We start from the raw sequence: 19,722 nt of genomic DNA, 5'->3' as shown, positions 1-19,722 counted from the left end.
GGCTCGGCAACTGTTACACCACAGTGTCCGGATCGCATGCTTTTAACAAGGATAGCCGGATGCTTTTGCCTGCCTCATTTGTTGCTTGTGTATTTGTGTGATGGTGCAAATGTAGCTGACGGATTTGTATAGCGCAAAGCAATATTATTTATTATCGGATAGAGGAAATTTATAGGCTGCTACTTTCCCGGTTGCTTTACAACGGCCCAAACTAAAAACGCTTTTGCCACCGGCAAAAGCGTTTTTAGTTGTTATATTCTCTTTTAAAAATAGTTAATACCGGGCGGATAATCCTCTTCCAAAGCTTGTAACAACCTGTCAAAATCATCCTGGTTATTTAAAAAATCTACTTTGGTCGTGTCGACCATCAGCGTTTTTACCGGATGCTGTTTTATATACTGCATATACACATCCTGCAGATCTCCCAGGTAACTATCAGGAATTGACTGCTCATAAGACCTGTTCCGATTCTTAATGTTCTGTTGCAGTTTCGTGATCGGTGCATTCAAGAAAATCAGTAATTCCGGTTGCAACAACTGCGGATTGATAATATCAAACAACTTCTGGTACAGGTTATATTCTTCGTCCTTCAGTGTCACCTTTGCAAACAACAAGCTTTTTATAAACAGGTAATCTGAAATGAAAAAGTTGTTGAACATATCCTGTGTCTGCAACATATCTTTCAGTTGCTTATACCGCTCTGCCATAAAGAACAGCTCCAGTGGAAAAGCATATTGCTGCGGTTTTTCGTAGAACTTAGGCAAAAATGGATTATCCGCAAATTCCTCCAGTATCAGATGCGCACCAAAATGCTTTGCCAGTCTCGTTGCCAGCGTCGTCTTACCTGCACCTATATTTCCTTCAATTGTAATGTATTTATAATTCATCTGGCTTGCTCCTGTAACTGATATTTATGGGCTGGTAATGTATCCGGGCATGCTGCCAGCAGGGCGCTGACATCTTTTTGTAAAACCGGGTGGATCCAATCGGGTACAATTTCTGCCATTGGCACCAGTACAAACCGCCTGTTCGCCATCTGCGGATGTGGCACCTTCAGGGCCGGCAAATCGATCACCTCATCGTTATAAAAGATGATATCTATGTCTATCACCCGGGCTCCCCACTTCTGTTGGCGTACCCTTCCCAACTGCCGTTCTATATCCAGGACGGTCTCCAACAGCTCCTCAGCTCCCAGGTCCGTAGAGATCTGCAACGCCTGATTCAGGTAATCCGGCTGTTGAACATGCCCCCACGCGGCGGTTTCATACAAACCTGATTTTTTTTCAACTGTTCCCGCCCGCTTATCTATTTGCATCACAGCCTGTTGCAGGTTCTCTGTGCGGTTGCCCAGATTACCACCTATAAGTAATATTGCTTTATTCATGTATCTTCAACGGCCCAAAAGTAGACATAATCTTTATTTTTGGGAAAAGCAGTTTTCCTTAATCTCAAAATATGCGTAGTTTCTTTAAGATCTTTTTCGCCACATTACTTGCACTCATTGTCATTGGTGTTTTGGGAATCTTCATCCTCCTGGGACTCATTGGAAGTGCTTTATCGCCTGATAAAGTGGTTATTTCCCCTAATGGTGTACTGGTATTGGAAACATCCCAGGAATTCAGTGAACAGAAAGTCGCCAACCCACTCAGCATGCTCACCAAAAAAGGGGATGATGGAAACCCCGGTTTGTTCGACGTCATCAGGCTGATCGACAATGCTGCCCAGGACGACAATATTAAAGGTATTTACCTGAAAACGGAAGGCAACGCCAATGGTTTTGCAACCAATCAGGAAGTCAGAAATGCACTTACCCGCTTCAAAGCTGCTGGTAAGTGGATTTATGCCTATGGCGAGAATATGAGCCAGCAGAGTTACTTTGTTGCCTCCGTTGCCAATAAGGTATATCTCCACCCTAAAGGAGGCCTTGATTTCAACGGTTTCTATTCGCAGGTTACCTTCCTGAAAGGGCTGCTGGAAAAGCTGGAAATCCAACCCCAGATCTTTTACGATGGCCGTTTCAAAAGCGCTACCGAACCACTGCGCGAAACGGAAATGACCGAGGCTAACCGTATTCAGACAAATGCTTACCTCGGTGACCTGTATGGCAACTTTCTCTATAATATTGGGCAGAGCCGTAAAATAGACACCGCTACCTTACATCAATATGCCAACGATGGCGCTATCCAGCATGCAGACGATGCTGCCCGCCTGAAACTGGTGGATGGCCTGCGCTACGACGACCAGGTCATGGATGAGATCAAAACCCGCCTGAACCTGAGTGGTACTGACAAGGTGAATTTCGTGACCCTGGGTAGTTATCTGAATGCCAATGAGCACCGTTTCAAAGACAACGATGCCAGTATCGCTTTAATCTATGCACAGGGTAGTATTGTAGGTGGGGATAGTGAGAAAGAGAGCGTGATCAGCAGCGACCGTTACATCAAACTGATCAGGGAAGCCCGTCAGAATAAGGATATCAAAGCCATTGTGTTCAGGGTAAATTCTCCCGGTGGTAGTGCCCTCGCGTCAGAAAGCATCTGGCGTGAACTGACCCTGGCTAAGAAAGATAAACCAGTGATCGTTTCCATGGGGGATTATGCTGCCTCCGGTGGTTATTACATCTCCTGCATGGCCGATTCTATCTTCGCAGAACCGAATACCCTCACCGGTTCTATCGGTGTGTTTGCCGTAATTCCGAACCTGGGTAACTTCTTCAAAAATAAACTGGGTGTTACATTCGACGGTGTGAAAACTGCACAGTATGCTGACCTGGGTACTGCCAGCCGTCCGATGACAGATGCTGAAAAACGCTTCATCCAGAATGGTGTGGATACGACCTATGCCGTGTTCAAAGCAAGGGTGGTAAACGGCCGTAAACTGAGTGGTGCGGTTGTAGACAGTATCGCACAGGGACGTGTATGGAGTGGTGTACAGGCAAAGGAACTGGGACTGGTAGACCGTATCGGTGGCATCCAGGACGCGATTGCCTGTGCCGCCAAAATGGTACATGCCGGCTCCTTCAAAGTGAAAGAGTATCCTGAACCCCAGGGAGGTCTTGAAAAAGTAGTAAGAAGCCTGGGCGGCGATATGCAATCCAGTATCGTGAAAAAAGAACTCGGCGAGAACTACGGCCTGTACGAACAGGTGAAGCGAATAAAGGAAATGAATGGCCAGGTACAGGCCAGAATTCCTTTTGACATTGAGATCAGATAGAATTGTCACTTAAAATTTACTTAAAACCTGCCCGCTGTGGCAGGTTTTTTTATACAACTTAGATAAAACAGTAGTAGTTTTACGCGATTTTTTAGCAACTAAATAGGCTTATGGCGGTGAAATATAGTCAGGGGACAGCATTGCTGGCCATGGCAAAAGCAAGTTTGAAAGCAATATTGAGAAGTCCTTCGGCAGTAGTGTTCAGCCTGGGCTTTCCATTAGTGATTTTACTTTGTTTTGGCTTTATCGGAGATAGTACTGTATCTGTTAAGGTAGGTGTTGACAGTGCGACCGATACACACAGCTACCTGTACCAGCAGTTATTAAAGGAGAAAAGCCTGAAGCTGGTAACAGATAAGACAAATGCAGAATTGCAGTCAGAGCTGAAAAAGGGGCATATCACCGCCATCCTGAAAGTAACGGAATTACCTGCTGCAGACAACATTCCTTCCAATGCCATACAGGTATATACTTCTACTGCCGCCGTTGAAAAGATCGGTGTATTCAACGCCATCCTGAATGGGGTGATCCGGAATGCAGATGCGAAATATTATAGCCATGCCTCTGTTGCAAAAGTAGCACCGCTGATTACCCTGCCCGGTCGCCGGTATACCACCATCGACTTCATTCTGCCAGGTTTGCTGAGCTTCTCGCTGCTCAGTGCCGCCGTATTCAGTACTGCCTTCCTCTTCTTTGGCCTGAGGCAGACGCTGGTGTTAAAACGTTTCTTCGCTACGCCTATCCGGCGCTTACATATCGTATTGGGTGAATCACTGGCCCGGTTGGTTTTCCAGATCACCGGCGCTATCCTCATCATTGCAATCGGATATTTCTTCTTTGGGTTCACACTGGTACACGGGTGGAGTACTTTCTTCGAAATGTTGGTCCTGACAGCACTCGGCGTCGTGGTGTTTATGGGCTTTGGGTTCGTCGTGAGCGGACTAGCCAATAGTGAAAGTACCATTCCGCTTTTTGCCAATATCATTACACTGCCACAATTCCTCCTGGCAGGTACTTTTGTTGCTGTAGATGTATTTCCCGGCTGGTTACAGGTGATTTGCCGCATTATGCCACTCACGTACCTGAACGATGCTTTCCGCAAGGTAGCATTTGAGGGCCTGCATTTGTGGAACCTTGGGTTGGAACTCGGGGTGATCACACTGTGGGGTATCATTATCTATGCAGTGGCCGTGAAGGTGTTCAGATGGGAATAACAGCCCTTCTCCGATAGCATGCTCCGGTAGAAATAAGTCTCCTTCCATGCGTGTTTTCCCGCGGGAATAGTCGCTTTTTTTTCCTAACTTTTAGGTATGCAAGCCTTTTTTATTCTCCTGGGCGCTTTGGCAGTGATCATCCCTGGGTGTTTCATTGTTAGCCTGTTTTTACCGGCTACGGTGAAGGTGGTGCGTGTCAGGGTCATTCCCGCCGCTCCAGCTGCCGTATTTCACCAGATCAATACTGTCCGTAACTGGGAGAACTGGTCCCCCTGGCACCGGATAGATCCCCACATAAAGCTGCTGTATACTGATACAGAAAGTGGGATAGGAGCCGCGTATAGCTGGGAAAGCGACAACAGGCAGATTGGTAAGGGAGCGATGATGATCACGAATTCCCGGCCGGATGAGTTTATTGCTACTGATATGCACTTCATGGACCAACGATTGGCCAAGGCTACTTTTAAACTGGAACCAGTAGCTGGCGGAACGACGGTGACCTGGACAATGACTGCAGAACTGGGCTATAATCCCTATAAAAAATTCATGGGCTTACTAATGGACAAATGGGTAGGAAGGGACTTTGAAAAAGGCCTGGCTAATTTAGAAACTATTCTCCTTTCTCCTTTGCCAAAATAGAACGAGATTTGCAAACTTAACAGTCTGGACTTGTTCATATGCGATTAATTAAACTAGCCTTGATCAGCGCCGTCTTTTTTGGTGTGCTGCTTTTCCTGATCTCCCTCTTATTTCCTGCCAATGCGATCGTTGAACGCTCGGGTGTCATTGATGCCCCTATGTCTACCGTTTATGCAGAGTTAAACGATCTGAGCAAATGGCCGGCCTGGAATCCCTGGGCTGCCAACGAAACTGCACAGCATAAGAAATTTTCCGTTCCTTCCACCGGGCAGGGGGCTTTCTTCACCTGGACGGGTGTTCAGCACGAAGATCCCATTTCCGGAAAGGTAACTATTCTGGAAAGCCATCCTGATAAGGGACTTACGTATAAAATGACCTTCAATGCCATGCGTCCTGTAGATGCATTCTTTGAACTCAAGCCTGCCGCCGATGGCAAAGCAACAGCTATCATGTGGCGCCTCGAAACTCACCTGGGTTACTGGCCATGGTGGAAATTGCGTGGATTCATGGCAGACAGGTTGACCGGTCCACAGCTGGAAGCTGGGCTCACACAACTAAAAAGTATCTGCGAAAGCGGGAAATAATAGTAAAGCCCTCTTCTGCCGGACAGAAGAGGGCTTTGAACATACCTATAAAATACACAAACGGTAACGACCGCTCCCCCTTAATGCAGTAATTTTCCATAAATTTTCTATTCTTTATGAAACAATTCCTCTTAATCTTTGCACTGCTGGCTTCTACAAGCAGCCTTGTATCTGCACAGGAAAAAAAGCCGGCAAGCCCTCGTGTAACTGCTGAGGGAAAAAATGTAAAAGTTGCTTATGGTCAGCCTTCTAAGAAAGGAAGAGTGATCTTCGGCGAACTGGTACCTTACGATAAAGTATGGCGCCTGGGTGCAAACGAAGCAACTGAAATCACTTTTGCTAAAGATGGTAGCTTCGGCGGTAAAGCCGTAAAAGCAGGTACTTACACCCTGTTCGCTATCCCTGCTAAATCAGAGTGGACTTTCATCCTGAACAGCGACCTGAAACAATGGGGTGCTTACAAGTATGATTCCATCAAAGTAAACAATGTACTGGAAGCCAAAGCACCGGTTACAAAGACCAAAGCACCGGTTGAAAAACTGACTATCACTTTGCCAGCAGGTAAAATGGTTGTAGAATGGGATGAAACCCACGTGGAAGTGCCAGTGAAGTAATGAGCAATGTATTTTATTGTAAAAGGCCGCCTCAATTTGAGACGGCCTTGGTTTTTATAGGCTCCATTTAACTGACATATTTATCTGCCTGCCATCCACAGGCCCCCACAGGGGTACAAAAGAAGGATCGCTCACTGATCCTGTATATAATGGTGTATGCTTACCCTGCCTCACATCAAACAGGTTCTCTCCGTTTAATACCAGCGTAACATGACTACCTATTTGCCTGGATACCATCGCTGCCCAGAACCAATAGTTGGGTGCTCTCTCATTGTTGTATAAATACTGGTGACCATTCCAGGCACTTTCGACCCCCATCCGCCATTTACCTTCTATCTCATACGCCAGCGTTGCAGCAAATTTATCCTGTGGTGCAAACGGCACGTAGTCTGTATGGATCTTTGCAATGGTATGATTATACCCCAGGTACAATTCCACATCATCCAATCCCATTCTCACATATGTATCTGTACCTGCACTCCGCAAAGGAGCTGCCTGTGTTTGCAATTCATACAGATTATCACTTCTCAGCACAGGTAAGATCGGATGTTTCACATAGGTATAATAAAATGCCTGGTTCAATGTCAGATCCAGTTTGCCGATCGTTGTATGATAGTTGGCGTCAAAATTCACCCCCTTACTTCTCTCTGCTGTCAATCCTTCCGGCATAGCAGCCAGCATTTTATATCCCAGCAGTTGTGTCTGTGTGGTGAAGATAGCAGCTGTCTTATACCCGGTACCGGCACTCAGCCGGATAGACAGGTCGGTGACTGGTTTATACACCATCGCAAGCCTGGGCAGCAGGAACCAGCCGTATATGTTGTGATGGTCTGCCCGTAACCCGCCTTCTATCATGAATTGCGGGGTTATCTGAATCCCATCCTGCGCAAAGAATCCAACTGTATTATATGTATAATTACCTATCCGGCTACTGTCATGCTGATCCCTGGTATAAGCCTCACTGGTATTATTCATTCCCAGTACCGCACCATGCCATTTATAACTGGCTTCTGTATAAGTGTTCAATTGCCGGCCTTTCAGTAAGAAACTCCCTTCTGTATGCAGCAGGTCGTAGAGACTGGCATTGCTCTTTATCGTAAGGGCTTTATGAGTCAGTTGCAGGTCTAAGCTGTTACGGTTACTATTGTTCTTTTCTGTATAAAAGGCACCTCCCCCTGCACGTTGCTCAAATGTGCCCTGGTAACCGGCCGTAAAGGTGGTGGACGGATTCAGGTACCAGAAAAATCTGGGATGCACAAGGTATTGTCTTAACTGCGGCACATCACTAAATCCATCTTTGTTCACGTCAGTGGCATTCTGGTGAGTTACACCTCCAAAGAACGTAAATCCCGTCCGCCTGAATTTTTGTGCGTAGAAAATATTCGCATTGTTCTCCTTCAGTGTACTCCGGTTCAGCAAGATGTCGAGCGTTGGTTCCTGCCCCGGCGTTTTGGAGATAAAATTGATCATCCCCGCAATCGCCCCTCCTCCATACAAGGTAGAAATGGAACCCTTAATGATCTCTATCTGCTTTAAATCCAGCGGGGGGATGGCCAGTACGCCAAAATTGCCGCTCAACCCTTCGTACAGGGGAAGGCCATCCCTCAAAAGCTGGGTGTATTTTCCATCCATCCCCTGCATGCGGATGGCATTATTACCACTGATGGCAGAAGTATTCTGGATATGGATCACCGACAGGTCACCCAGCAATCCTGCCACATTACCTGGTTTGATGCCGCCCTCTTCCTGCATATCCTCGGGTCCTAACACTTCCACCTTCATAGGCAGGTCCTCGATGCGGCTATTGGTGCGGGTAGAACTGATCACAACTTCATGGATCTGTACCACCTTACCGGTATCCCTTGCAATTTTACTGGTATCCTGGGCTAAGACCCCAATTGGCGTCAATAATAGTATCCACCATGAAAACTTCATGGAGCAAAGAAAATAGTCAATACTGGGGAAATTCTGGATTAATGACGATGCGGGTTCGGTCTGACAATAAAATGGTGCTCGTGTTCTTTATGTATATAATAGATCTTTAAGTTATTCGTATCCGTAATCTTCTTCACGATGGCCAGTCCCAGCCCATTACTGTTTTCCAGGACAGAGGCATTCTTCTTAAACCGCTGAAATAACTGGGTGGCAGGAATCTGCGGGTATTCGCTGGTATTGCAGATGCTGAACAATTGCTCATTCAGTTGTATGGTAATAGCACCTTTGGGATAATTATATTTAATCGCATTGCCCAGTAAGTTACTGATCAGGGTATCAGCCAGCAACGGATGCAGCGACAGGGAAAGGTCTCCGCTAATGTCTGTGCGCACCATCAGGTCCTTGTCCCTTATCAGTTCTTCAAATAGACGGAGATGTTTTTCCAGTACTGCCCTGATACTGATATTCCCGGCAGGCATAAATTGCTTGTTCCCGATCTTCGCCATAAACAGCATGTTATGGTTCAGGTGCGATAACCGTTGTAAGGCCTCGTGCGTTTGTGCGATAGATTTTAGCTGGGTGGGCTGTAACGCTTCATCCTGCAATAACAGCTCCAGCCTGTTTTGCGCAATGGCCAGTGGTGTCTGCATTTCATGTGCAGCATCTTCTGTCAGTTCTTTCATGATCACAAAATCATGGTACATGCGCGACGTGGCATTCAGCAGCACTTCGTTCAATCTGTTAAATTCAGTCACAGCAGTATCCGGAAATGTAAGGTGAGGCATCTGTTCCAGCTGCAGTTTTTCCATCTTTTCCAGTGACTGGTAAAATGGCCGCCAGATGCTGCGGCTGATCAACCTGTTTACAAGGATCACAAACAATAACAACCCGATAAACGCCAGTGTCATCACCAACGCGATATTCCTGATCAGGTCATCTTTTTCGATCAGCGATTTTCTGATAGTAAGGGTGTAAAAATTCTCCCTGATCCTGATCACCTGTTCCAGTTGCCTGTAAGGTACCTCCTTGTGTTCAACCTCCTGGTACTGCATAATCGTTTTCAGTAAAGGTTGCGCATCCGCAGGCCCCTTAGCGGGGTGAATACTGAACTCCGGCGTCGTAATCCGGAACACCGGGCTATCGTCAGGAATAGATTTAAAATAGAGCAGCCATTGAATCTGGTCATTCACCAGCTCTTCGTCCATCTCTTTCTTTAGTTCTTTGTCAAACTGTTGATACAGGTAAATACCCCCTGCAGCCAGCAATGGCAGCATGATCAATAAGAACCAGATCGTATTTTTAGTGAGGAGCTTCATATTATTCGAACCGGTAACCTGTACCATACACCGTCTTGATATAATCAGGTGCACCGGCATCCATCAGTTTACGACGCAGGTTTTTGATGTGTGAATAGATGAAATCATAGGAACCTGCCATGTCATATTCATCTCCCCACAGGTGAGAAGCAAGGGCTGATTTCGTAATAACACGGTTTTGATTGGCAATAAAGTATACGAGCAACTGGTATTCCTTGGCTGTTAATTCAACAGGTTTTTGGTGTACCAGCACCGACTTGGATGCAGGAATCACCTGTATGTCCTGGAAGATTATACTGGTATTGCCGCCAAAATGCTTGCGGCGAAGGAGGGCATTGATCCGTGCACTCAGCTCTGATAGATGGAACGGTTTGGTGAGATAGTCATCGGCACCCAGGCCCAGGCCATTGAGTTTGTCTTCGAGAGAATCTTTCGCAGAGATGATAATAATACCTGCATCAGACCGGATCTGTTTCAGTTCTTTTACAATATCCAGCCCACTGCCATAGGGGAGGCCAATATCGGCAATAATACATTCAAATTCTGCATCATTGATCTTCTGGATGCCTTCCCGGAAGTTGGTAGCTGTTTCGCATACGTAGCCCTGTTTTCCGAGGTATTGTGCTATTGATTCCTGTAGTGCCTGTTCGTCTTCGATGATAAGAATGTTCATACTTAAAAGATACGAAAAAAAAATGGGGCCCTGCTTATTGTGCAGGAAGCCCCGTTTTAATATTCGCTTTGAGATCGCTTAGAATAGAATACAAGCCGAAGTAGGTTCTGTTCACATACAGGCTGTGCCTGGACCCGCGGGCTACTTTCGACTCCTTCACTTCTTTCAGATTGGCCACGTAATCCATGTAAGCATAAATTTCCTGGAAGTAGGTCTCATCGCCAAAGTCAAATTCCGGTACGGTAAATGGTAGCGTGAGCATGTCAATCATCTTCTGGAACAGGGTGGAGAAAAACTCAATCTCCTTGTCTGAATCCGAGGGATGGATCATTTCCAGGCTCGTATAGATCTGCTTGCGTCGCGCCTCATCTTTCAATATCTCTTTATCTACAAGCAGGAAATAGTTGACATAGAAATCTTCAGGTATCTCCTTGATACAGCCAAAGTCGAATATACCGATGGTACCGTCTTCTCTCATGAGGAAGTTACCCGGATGTGGATCGGCATGTACCTTTTTCAGCTGGTGTACCTGGAACTGGTAAAAATCCCACAATGCCTGTCCGATGCTATTCCTGGCCTCCTGCGAAGGATTTTTCAGCAGGAACTCTTTCAGGTGGAATCCCTTTAACCAGTCCATCGTAATGATCTTCTCGCTGGAGAGTTCCGGATAATACTGCGGAAATACCAGGTTGGGAATGTGTGCACACAATGCTGATACTTCCATAGAGCGATGCAGCTCCAGTTTATAATCGGTCTCTTCCAGCAGCTTTGTTTCAATCTCCTCAAAGTATTTATCCATGTCCACCTCGTTCATACCTACTATGCGCATGGCAAAAGGCTTAACGATGCGGAGGTCAGATTTTACACTGCTTGCCACCCCGGGGTACTGGATCTTGATCGCCAGTTCTTTCCCCCATTTCGTCGCTTTATGTACCTGTCCGATACTGGCGGCATTGGCAGCCTTTACATCGAAGGTGTCATAGAGTTCCGCGGGAGTTTTGCCTAAGGTCTTGACAAAGGTATTGATCACCAGCGGACCAGAAAGGGGAGGGGCACTGTACTGCGACATCGCAAATTTGTCGGTATAGGCTTTGGGCAACATGCCTTTGTCCATACTTAACATCTGCGCTACTTTCAGTGCACTGCCTTTCAGGTTGCTGAGCGTATCGTAAATGTCTTCTGCATTGTCTGCATGTAGCTCTTCCTTGCTGATATTGGGATCAATGAGTTTCTTGGTATAGTGTTTCAGGTAATTGGTTCCAACTTTCAATCCTGTGGTCACAAAACGACTCGCTCTTTCCACTTTTCCCGTAGGAATATTAGTTTGCTCTTTCATTACCTTTTATCTCTTCTACTTCTTGGTGAACATAAATTTGCCGAAATCCAGTATACTGTCAAGTGTGCCCGAGCTGATAAGCTGGAAACTGAGATTCACTGCTTTTTCAATCGCGGCGTCTGTCAGTTCAAACTTTTCTGAATCATCCTTGATCCAGTAGTTGAGCACAAAGAGTGCCTGTACCCAGAAGCCATGCACATACTGGCTGGAAATGAATTTTCTTTCTTTTACTTCCCCGGTCTGGTACCCTTCCTGGATCAGGTTTTTTGCGTATTCATAAAACGCATCTTTGAACTTTTCCAGCCTGTTTTCATGATACCCGGGAATATGGAATTGTTCTTTCTGTTGCAGAATGTAACTCCTGTCTTCTTTCAGTTTCTGTACCCAGAGGAAGTAGAAGGTGAGGAGCTTTTCGCGGGCAGAATAACCAAGATAGGTATCGTCGGCGTTCAGTTTTTCCAGTGTATCGGTGAAAAAGGACAGCCAGATGTCTTTTTCAACTGCATCGAAAGATGCATAACTATCGTAAAAAGTAGCTTCAGAAAGACCTAGTTGCTGGCAGAATATGTATACAGAAACTGGTTTTTTCCCGTTTTCCAGCCAGTAATTTTTATAGGCTTCACGAATGAGTTTATTTTCCATTGATTCAGGGTTTAAATTGTCCAAAATGCCGCCAAAGCAGGTATATCAAATTTACGATAGAAAGGCAATATGAATTGTTAATATCTCAGAGTTTGTTTACATCCATGACTGTCAGCATCTTACTTTTCCCCAACAGGATGAATTCTCCCCTCACACTCCCTTCGATCACCGCTTCCGGCGCTTCTTCCAGCCCTATTTCATGCTCCAGCTGGAGGGAAGCGCCCTCAGCCCTGAACACACTTGCCAGCTGATCGCCTACAGCGACCAGGTGTCCGCCCGGTATAAAAGCCATAGACACCACCCTGTGAGATACCGGCACCGGCGCGCCGGAAATAGACATATGTTTTTTATTAATCTGAATGGCAACAAGGCCCATTTTTGTCAAACCATACATGACTGTCGATACCATAGGGACTGCCGCCAGCAGGTAAATAGGGGGGGCAGAATGTATTTTGGTACAGTTACCCAGGTCGTCAGAACAATATAAAACCCCGTCCAGCAGGAAATAGTAAAATTCTCCCCGTTGAAATACAGGTGCCGGACCGGGCCAGTCTTCGCTAACAATGGGATGGCCTGCTATTGTACAGGTATATTGATTTTCCAGCTCCCCGTCTCCCGTAAAATGCCAGATACCCAGCGTCTTTCCCTGTGCCCTTTCATTGAGGGCGAACTGGGTCACCGCACCTGCTATTTTAGCGACAAATCCAATGACATGTGGCTGCAGGAAGTTCGGGAAACTCACACTCATACCATACTTAAAATGCTGATTCGCGGGCAGGATCTTAGGCTGATCTTCCAGGTCATTGTCCGCACTCAGGTAAATCATCAACCTGTTCGTTTCCGGAAATCCGCTGACGATATATTCATACATGGGCACCAGTGGCAGTGTCCATGTATACTGCTCTATTTCAAACTCAGGACTGATCCTGAGCAGGTAAAATGAATGTACATTGATGCCGATCACAAATAATTGCAGGTTATGTCGCATCATGCCTGCCCACGTAATATCTTTTGGCAAATTGATCCGTCTGCCATTCGTTACCCTTTTGGGCTGGGAAGCGACCGTGCTCTTGTACCGGAACAGGTCGGACGGTAATTGTTGATCCTCCGGTAAGAATTGCTTTAACAGGAACAGGTGCTGTGTATTTCCCTGCTTCACCTGGTCACTGATAATGTGGATGCTGAGATCGGTGGTCACCTGTTTCACGATACTGGTGGTATGCTTGTTATTGATGATCAGCATTACCTGCAGGAACAGGGTCTGTTGGTCCATGGAATTTTTCTGGTATACCTTCCGGATGTGCAAAGGCAATTGATCCGGTGTATGCCTGGACACCACTTCAAAGTATTGCTCCAGGTGATCTGCCGGACGATTCGATCCATTCCATCCCCTGTATAACAGGCGCAATGCCTCATCGGGAGCACGCAGCTTTTCTTCCAGGATCACCGCTGCTTTCAGCAGGTCGTGTTGCTCCTGTGCAGCCTGCACACTCTTCCTGTAATAGCTGCCGGCAAAGTCCAGCTGTTCAAGTTTTATATACAGGTCCCCGACCATCTCAAACATCTCCAGTTCTTTGTAAATCTCTATGGCCTCCAGCAGCAAACCGCCCTGTACCAGGCATTCTGCCGCCGGCAGGGGCCTGTTCAGGTAATCCCTGTATAAAGCTGCTGCTTCTCTGAAAAAACCACCCTGTACCAGTGCTTTCGCCGCTAAATTATAATCCTGTAATAAGTGCGCATAGATATAAGCGGCCTGTTTAAAATCTTTGTCTTCTATCGCCTGCAACGCAGCCCGCATATACTTATGATGCAGTTGCTCATAGTACCTGTTTACATTCCAGGCATCTACCGGACCACCGCCACCAGCCAGGTTACCCAGGCTGAAATGCGTATTTCTTTTAGATAATGATGCAGAAGGAGGTGCTACACCCCTGCTGGCATGTTGTGATCCTAACGGTATCGCATATTGTAACGCCTCTCCCAGGTTCTCGTCGAACATGTTGATCAGGCGCTCCAGTTCTCTTTCTCGTTTTTCCTGCAGGTGCTCCAGTTGATTTTGCATCCACTGGTACATGCTGCTGGTCTCTTTTTTACCCCGCCGGCCTAACAGCCGCATGAATATGCCGAGCAGCCAGGCTTTTATCTTTTTAAAACCCTTCAGGTTGGGTACCTCCATCGGAATTTCATGCAATGGCCTGCTGTCTACACTACTTTTCAGCAGGTCTATCAGCGGACTTTCTTCTTCCTTCCTCCTTACATTGATCATACGCAGGGGCGACATGGCTGGTATACCCGGATGTGCCATGTCCCATGAATGTTCGATGACATCCGGCATGATCAGCAGGTCGCCCGGTGATAGCAGATCCGCCGCAGTAAACCCAAAGAAACCCAGCTGCGGATGCATCACCTGCCATTCCCATACCAGCAGATCAGTCATTTCACTGTTGCTGATGGCCGGTAATAACTTCGCATGAACAGGTATCAGCAGTTTCCTGCCAATGATCGTGTAAGGATGTGCAATGTGCTCCGCTACCGGGATATGTTTGGGATGAAATACAACCATCATACCCGCAGGCGCCATGCTGGATTTACTTACCGGCAACAGCATGCAGGTCAGTGACTCCGGCGGTATATTCCATCGCTGTATTTCGGCAAACCACTCCGCAGGTGAATTGCCCCTGATATAAGCCCCCTGTACCGGATGACAAACGGATGGATCATATGTAAGCTGCAAAATCATTTCAGATGATCTATGTAAGGTTGTATGTATGATTCATAAAAACGATGTGCCGGCAGTAACCGGGTATGTTTGTCGCCAATAAAATATTCGTATCCACAACAGGCGCCATCAGCTGCCCAGCAGGCCGTCGGCTTGTTTTGTATCACCACCAGCGTAATCTCCCGCACATTCGGGTCCTGGCTACGGAAGTGCAGTAATCCTCTCGTATCCATCCAGGCCTCCACACCATTATTCAGTACATACCTGGTGATGCGGATCTGTGTGCCGGGAATGGTACGCTCCTGACCCGTTAGGTTGGGAGAGATATTATTCACCGTAGTCCAGCTTTCCAGTGATAACTTGTTTGAATTATGACGCAGCTCCATATGATTGATGGCCAGCCTGCCCGAAGGACTCACCTTGATGGTTTTCACCTGCCGGTACATGTTATATCCGCAGTTGATCATCTTTTTCAAGGCACGTAAATGATCGGCTCTGGCCGAGATGTCTCTGGTGATATCCTGCTTACCTATTATCGAAAGCGATGGGTTGCTGACCGGCAAATAATAGGTATTTGTCGCATCTGTGATGTAAAAGGCCTTATCCTCATACCGCACGACAATTGTACCCGTGAGCGGCTGCCTGATTATATGATGTGTGCTGGCCTGTATGGTTGTATTGATGTAGTAGATGTACAACGCTTCATTGTGATAGGCCAACACGTAAATAGTGCCCTCTTCACTGTATCCAAAAGAATAATTACCCGCTTTGGGCATATCCCTGCACAGTTCATGGGCGCCATGTGCGACCGATTTCCAGTAGAGTAAACGCTGATCTTCTGTTACAGCAACGCCCCCAAATGAAGAAGCATAAAAGTAGTAATAGTGCAGTTGCATACTGCTGAATGGAAAATACAACGGAGACTCCTGCTGATGTAAAAATGCAGGTAAACTATGTGATGCTGCCAATGTATCACTGGCTGTAAAGATAGACGCCAGGTCATACACTGCATGGTTCAGCAGGTGCCGGTGACCCTTGTTATAATGAAAGAGCTGTACTTTACCTTCCCTGTTTACCAGTATCAGGTAACCATTACATTTCCTGATGGCGGAAAATGCTTCCTGGAAAGGGGCAGCATGAAACAATTGTTCATCTGTGATCAAAAAGAATTCCTGTTGCTGTTTCTGCAGGATATCTTTAGTGAAGGCAGTTAACCCCTCCGCACTATGTAACTCAGGTGATAATAATTCAAGGGCATTGGCGACGCCGGTTTTGGTGCCCAGTTGCAACGGTGTATAATCATATCCTGTCAGTGCGTAAGCAGGCAGTTCTCCTTTTTTATTTTGAAGTGAACAGGCCAGTGCCGCCGCCATGGCTAACAGGCGGGGAGTGCCCCACATGCGGATGCTGGTGTCTACCAAAAGGAAACGTTCCGGCTGATAGTCGGCAGGCAGTTGTTCCCTGCGCAGATAAAGTGCTTCGTTATTCGCGAGCCGCACCATCAGCGACAATTCATCATGAGCTAATTCACTCAGCAATAACCTGTCGAAATTCCCCCTGTTACTGATGTCGGATATACCTCCGAATAACTGGTCACTGCTACCATGTGCATGCATAGGAATATGCAGGGCAGCAATTATTTGCCTGGTAAGTCTTGTAAACCCCGCTGTTGTAGGATCACTGGCCAGTTCTGATAGCAAGTCGGCCTGTGGTGGTTCAGGAATCAGTACCGGCAATGGTTGGGGCAGCTTACTAACACTTGTCTGTAACTTCAGCAGCAGTTCTTCCCTGCTGCCAATCGCTTTGTAGATAGCAGCCAGGTATTGCAGATCAGATTCAACGATAAATTTGCTCAGCGGTACTGTTTGCAGGATATTTTTATCCAGTCTGCCACTGTTGAAGTTGTCCAGGATATTTCCCGCTGCTTCGCTGCTCACGCTCGCTGTTACAGTAGCACACAGGGTTTGTAATAAGTGGATCTTTTTATTGCCAAGCCAGTTACGGTCAGGCAGAGTGCCCAGTAGTTGCAGTAATTGAAGGGCATCGTGTGCCCAGGAATTTTCTTCCTGTGTATTAAGATTGACTTGTTGGAAAACGAAATTTAAATGATGCGTCAAACGGTTACCATTATTCTTACCTGCGTTCATGAGAAGTAGCAATGCACCCAGTGGAGGAAAATGATCTTTCAGTGCTGCGAGTACTTCCGTGAGTGAAGACCTGTAGCAGAGTGTGGTCCCATCCCGCCATTCAATGACATCCCCTTCATCTGCCCAACGCCAGAAGTAATCGGCTGCCGATCTGAAGTAGGCTGTGGTTTCAAGGGTTTGTTTATAATACATGGCGCAGGGTTTCGGCAGTGAGCCTTACGGCACTGCGGGTGACGTGGACAAAGGAAGTATCCGGGATCATTTCGTAATGTCCACTCACATGAAAGAGCAGGTAATGTGTTCTGGCGGCTTCCAGTTTTTCGATCACTAACGACCGGATGGCAGGTGGGTCGAAATCAAATCCTGCAGGCATCAGGATCCTGTCTTTGAGCGTATACGATGTACCTGGAACAGGTGGCAAAGGTACACCTGCTACCAGTACCTGTGCGCTGGCAGACGCTGCAAAGCGCAGGTGACGTATTCTCACTTGTGGTGCTGCCGCAATATATGCTTCCAGCATATGCATTTCCGTCAGTATCGCAAAGCTCTCTTCTGTACTCGTACAGGGAGCTAATTTTACAGGATGCTTTGTCGCCGTAAAAGCAGGTAACCCGGAGGCAGGCAGGCTTACCGGGATAAAATCGGTCAGGGATTGCCATGCCAGTTCCGGCAGGATATGATCTGGTGTCAATGCGCCTGGTGCAAAGAGGAAGTTGTCAGCATCCAGTTTCCAGGTACGCATGGCAGGTAACCGGCGAAAGGCATTGTCAGCGACTCCCTTCACCCAGATCTGTTCCTGGTGCCAGGCTGCCACCATATCTGTTCTGGTTCGCAACCGGGCAAGTTCCATGATGTGTGCCGGCAATAGTATTATAACACTTTCAGTCATCAGTTAGTCTGCATGATCTTTTCCCACAAATGATCTATCGGTGCTAAAACAAAGTGCTTCTTTGTATCGTTATTGATCCATTCGCAACGGTCATTGAGATAGCGAAGCCTGTCTTTGATCAGGGCTCTTTCGGCGGGAGAGGTATCGGCAGCTTCCCATTGAACAGTCATTTGTTGTACTTCCCTGTAAATAGCGTCTGCATCGGGCGCACTGTTGAGCGCAGCTCTGGGGTGAGTAGCGGTTTGTTGTTCATCATTCATGACCAGTGCAGCGTTGACGATGGCCGCAATGAGCTCCTGTTGTTCTTCGGTATCCCAGATATATCGCAGTACCCACATATCCGAGAGGATGGCGGTATCTCTTTTGCAGAGTACAGCACTGGCAGCAATGAGGCGTTGTAATTTTACGGCCCTCCTGTCCGAGATCTGTATGCCTGCATTCCGGAGTTGTTGTATGAGTGTAATGTAAGCCCCTCTAATGGCAGACAGGTCTATAGTAGTAGTGATATGCTGTAATTCCCTTACTTCGTCCGCCGTGATTTTCACAGGTGTTGCCCGATGGGGCTGTTCCAGTTGCCAGCCGGCCTGCAGCACTTTTTCCAGGTCAGCAGGATCTACGTTGTCACAATGCACCCTGAGCAGAAAACGGTCAAAGAGTGCCTGCAGCGCTTCATCCTCAGGCAGGTGGTTACTCGCACCAATAAAGAGCAGGGCGGGGAGGGCTTTTGTTTCTTTCCCCCTTCTGAAGATCTTCTCATTCAGGGCCATGAGCAGGCTGTTTAGGATCGCACTGTTGGCATTCAGGAGTTCATCAAGAAAAACCAGGGATGCTTCGGGTAGCATGCCTTCCGTATTGGTCACGAGGTCACCCTCTCTCAGTTTACGAATATCAAAAGGACCAAAAAGTTCGTTGGGCTCAGTGAAACGGGTGAGCAGGTATTCGAAAGTTTTTCCTTCCAGCAGGCTAGCCAGGGCGCGTACCATCGCACTTTTCGCAGTACCCGGAGGGCCTAGCAGGAAGAGATTTTCCCTGCCGGCAAGGCAGATACCCATCAGATCGATGATGTCATCTTTTCCAACAAAAGTCTTTTTCAGGTGCTGTAGGACATCGTTGAGCTTATCTACCAGCGGGGTTGTGGGTATGGTCATCATATAAGTTCATTAATAGCTGTGTCGAACTGAGGCCAGAGTGAAGCAGCATGCGATCCCAGGGCTGCCTGTACAAAAGGCAGGTTCTCAGGAAGACGGCATTGCGACAGGTTTCTTGCCTGGATAATTCTGTCTGTATATGCCTGTCTCAAAGATGGGTGGTCGTTAATAGCTGACAAGTCTACCTGTTCGGTGAAAGGAATAGCGGCTGATGAAAAGGGCCATTGATGAGCAGTCTGGTAAAACCACGTGATCAATGGGTCCGTTGGTGAAAGACCTTTGGCCAGCAGGAACAGATCTGGCAGATAACGCAGGGTCAGGTCTGCAGAATAAATGGCTGCCGGGGTTCGCTCACCAGCATATGCAGGTAAATGGGATTCCAGAAGTGCGGCATCAAGATTGCGTAATAATATAAACTGTACCGTGGTGTACAGGTAGCCTGCCGCCCAGAGTGCTGCGTCCATATCCAGTTCAGGGGCTGTGTATGGCATCTCACGGCAGTCATCTTCATAATATTGTTGCAGGTGAATAGCAGCTGTTCGCAGGTCGGCTTCTTCAAAAGCCAGCAGATCTGCGGCGACAGTTACATTTCCTTCATTGATCAGGCCCGATATGAATGCAGTTAGTTCCATTTCGACATTGTACCCTATTCA

The 19,722-nt window shown here is 47.1% G+C and carries 17 protein-coding genes; 5 read left to right on the top strand and 12 right to left on the bottom strand.

All coding sequences use genetic code 11. The features are described 5' to 3' along the window. Positions 1 to 263: 263 nt before the first annotated feature. Entirely contained in the window at positions 264 to 887 is a 624-nt protein-coding gene (locus tag ABDW33_RS25030) for a deoxynucleoside kinase (RefSeq protein ID WP_343692841.1), read from the bottom strand. After that, entirely contained in the window at positions 884 to 1,384 is a 501-nt protein-coding gene (gene folK, locus ABDW33_RS25025) for a 2-amino-4-hydroxy-6-hydroxymethyldihydropteridine diphosphokinase (RefSeq protein ID WP_343692840.1), read from the bottom strand. The genes ABDW33_RS25030 and folK overlap by 4 nt, the downstream gene beginning before the upstream one ends. 71 nt (positions 1,385 to 1,455) lie before the next feature. On the opposite strand from folK, the gene sppA reads away from it, so the two are divergent. From sppA to ABDW33_RS25000, 5 genes are all read left to right on the top strand, one after another. Beyond that, the gene (gene sppA, locus ABDW33_RS25020) at positions 1,456 to 3,213 is read left to right on the top strand and encodes a signal peptide peptidase SppA (RefSeq protein ID WP_343692839.1); all 1,758 of its coding nucleotides are present in this window, start codon (positions 1,456 to 1,458) and stop codon (positions 3,211 to 3,213) included. Between the two features lie 110 nt (positions 3,214 to 3,323). Next, positions 3,324 to 4,427: an ABC transporter permease gene (locus ABDW33_RS25015; protein ID WP_343692838.1), complete on the top strand. Its 1,104-nt coding sequence runs from the start codon at positions 3,324 to 3,326 to the stop codon at positions 4,425 to 4,427. A gap of 96 nt (positions 4,428 to 4,523) precedes the next feature. Further along, on the top strand, positions 4,524 to 5,066 hold the full coding sequence (locus tag ABDW33_RS25010) for an SRPBCC family protein (RefSeq protein WP_343692837.1): 543 nt from the start codon (positions 4,524 to 4,526) through the stop codon (positions 5,064 to 5,066). A 59-nt stretch (positions 5,067 to 5,125) separates the two neighbouring features. After that, the gene (locus ABDW33_RS25005; RefSeq protein ID WP_343692836.1) at positions 5,126 to 5,650 is read left to right on the top strand and encodes an SRPBCC family protein; all 525 of its coding nucleotides are present in this window, start codon (positions 5,126 to 5,128) and stop codon (positions 5,648 to 5,650) included. A 116-nt stretch (positions 5,651 to 5,766) separates the two neighbouring features. Beyond that, positions 5,767 to 6,264: a DUF2911 domain-containing protein gene (locus tag ABDW33_RS25000; RefSeq protein WP_343692835.1), complete on the top strand. Its 498-nt coding sequence runs from the start codon at positions 5,767 to 5,769 to the stop codon at positions 6,262 to 6,264. Between the two features lie 54 nt (positions 6,265 to 6,318). Here the strand turns inward: ABDW33_RS25000 and ABDW33_RS24995 are convergent, their stop codons facing one another. The 10 genes from ABDW33_RS24995 to ABDW33_RS24950 form a co-directional block, all read right to left on the bottom strand. Then, the gene (locus ABDW33_RS24995; protein WP_343692834.1) at positions 6,319 to 8,199 is read right to left on the bottom strand and encodes a TonB-dependent receptor; all 1,881 of its coding nucleotides are present in this window, start codon (positions 8,197 to 8,199) and stop codon (positions 6,319 to 6,321) included. Positions 8,200 to 8,237: 38 nt separating this feature from the next. Continuing rightward, positions 8,238 to 9,542 (bottom strand): HAMP domain-containing sensor histidine kinase, encoded by a 1,305-nt coding sequence (locus ABDW33_RS24990; RefSeq protein WP_343692833.1) that lies wholly within the window; start codon positions 9,540 to 9,542, stop codon positions 8,238 to 8,240. Further along, positions 9,517 to 10,188 (bottom strand): response regulator transcription factor, encoded by a 672-nt coding sequence (locus ABDW33_RS24985; protein WP_343692832.1) that lies wholly within the window; start codon positions 10,186 to 10,188, stop codon positions 9,517 to 9,519. Before ABDW33_RS24985 ends, ABDW33_RS24990 begins: the two co-directional genes overlap by 26 nt. A gap of 34 nt (positions 10,189 to 10,222) precedes the next feature. Further along, positions 10,223 to 11,524, bottom strand: a complete 1,302-nt coding sequence (locus tag ABDW33_RS24980; protein WP_343692831.1) for an AarF/ABC1/UbiB kinase family protein — start codon at positions 11,522 to 11,524, stop codon at positions 10,223 to 10,225. Between the two features lie 15 nt (positions 11,525 to 11,539). Further along, the gene (locus ABDW33_RS24975; RefSeq protein WP_343692830.1) at positions 11,540 to 12,166 is read right to left on the bottom strand and encodes a TetR family transcriptional regulator C-terminal domain-containing protein; all 627 of its coding nucleotides are present in this window, start codon (positions 12,164 to 12,166) and stop codon (positions 11,540 to 11,542) included. Positions 12,167 to 12,251: 85 nt separating this feature from the next. Further along, on the bottom strand, positions 12,252 to 14,906 hold the full coding sequence (locus ABDW33_RS24970; protein ID WP_343692829.1) for a hypothetical protein: 2,655 nt from the start codon (positions 14,904 to 14,906) through the stop codon (positions 12,252 to 12,254). After that, the gene (locus tag ABDW33_RS24965; protein ID WP_343692828.1) at positions 14,903 to 17,224 is read right to left on the bottom strand and encodes a hypothetical protein; all 2,322 of its coding nucleotides are present in this window, start codon (positions 17,222 to 17,224) and stop codon (positions 14,903 to 14,905) included. Before ABDW33_RS24965 ends, ABDW33_RS24970 begins: the two co-directional genes overlap by 4 nt. Then, the gene (locus tag ABDW33_RS24960; protein ID WP_343692827.1) at positions 17,214 to 17,921 is read right to left on the bottom strand and encodes a hypothetical protein; all 708 of its coding nucleotides are present in this window, start codon (positions 17,919 to 17,921) and stop codon (positions 17,214 to 17,216) included. Before ABDW33_RS24960 ends, ABDW33_RS24965 begins: the two co-directional genes overlap by 11 nt. Next, positions 17,921 to 19,072 carry an AAA family ATPase gene (locus tag ABDW33_RS24955; protein WP_343692826.1) on the bottom strand — a complete coding sequence of 384 codons (1,152 nt, stop codon included), beginning with the start codon at positions 19,070 to 19,072 and terminating at the stop codon, positions 17,921 to 17,923. Before ABDW33_RS24955 ends, ABDW33_RS24960 begins: the two co-directional genes overlap by 1 nt. Continuing rightward, complete coding sequence (locus ABDW33_RS24950) at positions 19,069 to 19,701, bottom strand: hypothetical protein (RefSeq protein ID WP_343692825.1); 633 nt, start codon at positions 19,699 to 19,701, stop codon at positions 19,069 to 19,071. The genes ABDW33_RS24955 and ABDW33_RS24950 overlap by 4 nt, the downstream gene beginning before the upstream one ends. Positions 19,702 to 19,722 lie beyond the last annotated feature (21 nt).

Source organism: Chitinophaga sp. (assembly GCF_039596155.1).
In the GTDB taxonomy this organism is placed as follows: Bacteria; Bacteroidota; Bacteroidia; order Chitinophagales; family Chitinophagaceae; genus Chitinophaga.
This window is presented reverse-complemented; position numbering and strand designations above follow the sequence as displayed.

Excerpts from the sequence above, each read along its gene's own strand:
- ABDW33_RS25030 (WP_343692841.1), bottom strand. The coding sequence starts at position 887 with ATGAATTATAAATACATTACAATTGAAGGAAATATAGGTGCAGGTAAG.
- folK (WP_343692840.1), bottom strand. The coding sequence starts at position 1,384 with ATGAATAAAGCAATATTACTTATAGGTGGTAATCTGGGCAACCGCACA.
- sppA (WP_343692839.1), top strand. The coding sequence starts at position 1,456 with ATGCGTAGTTTCTTTAAGATCTTTTTCGCCACATTACTTGCACTCATT.
- ABDW33_RS25015 (WP_343692838.1), top strand. The coding sequence starts at position 3,324 with ATGGCGGTGAAATATAGTCAGGGGACAGCATTGCTGGCCATGGCAAAA.
- ABDW33_RS25010 (WP_343692837.1), top strand. The coding sequence starts at position 4,524 with ATGCAAGCCTTTTTTATTCTCCTGGGCGCTTTGGCAGTGATCATCCCT.
- ABDW33_RS25000 (WP_343692835.1), top strand. The coding sequence starts at position 5,767 with ATGAAACAATTCCTCTTAATCTTTGCACTGCTGGCTTCTACAAGCAGC.
- ABDW33_RS24995 (WP_343692834.1), bottom strand. The coding sequence starts at position 8,199 with ATGAAGTTTTCATGGTGGATACTATTATTGACGCCAATTGGGGTCTTA.
- ABDW33_RS24990 (WP_343692833.1), bottom strand. The coding sequence starts at position 9,542 with ATGGTACAGGTTACCGGTTCGAATAATATGAAGCTCCTCACTAAAAAT.
- ABDW33_RS24985 (WP_343692832.1), bottom strand. The coding sequence starts at position 10,188 with ATGAACATTCTTATCATCGAAGACGAACAGGCACTACAGGAATCAATA.
- ABDW33_RS24980 (WP_343692831.1), bottom strand. The coding sequence starts at position 11,524 with ATGAAAGAGCAAACTAATATTCCTACGGGAAAAGTGGAAAGAGCGAGT.
- ABDW33_RS24975 (WP_343692830.1), bottom strand. The coding sequence starts at position 12,166 with ATGGAAAATAAACTCATTCGTGAAGCCTATAAAAATTACTGGCTGGAA.
- ABDW33_RS24970 (WP_343692829.1), bottom strand. The coding sequence starts at position 14,906 with ATGATTTTGCAGCTTACATATGATCCATCCGTTTGTCATCCGGTACAG.
- ABDW33_RS24965 (WP_343692828.1), bottom strand. The coding sequence starts at position 17,224 with ATGTATTATAAACAAACCCTTGAAACCACAGCCTACTTCAGATCGGCA.
- ABDW33_RS24960 (WP_343692827.1), bottom strand. The coding sequence starts at position 17,921 with ATGACTGAAAGTGTTATAATACTATTGCCGGCACACATCATGGAACTT.
- ABDW33_RS24955 (WP_343692826.1), bottom strand. The coding sequence starts at position 19,072 with ATGATGACCATACCCACAACCCCGCTGGTAGATAAGCTCAACGATGTC.
- ABDW33_RS24950 (WP_343692825.1), bottom strand. The coding sequence starts at position 19,701 with ATGGAACTAACTGCATTCATATCGGGCCTGATCAATGAAGGAAATGTA.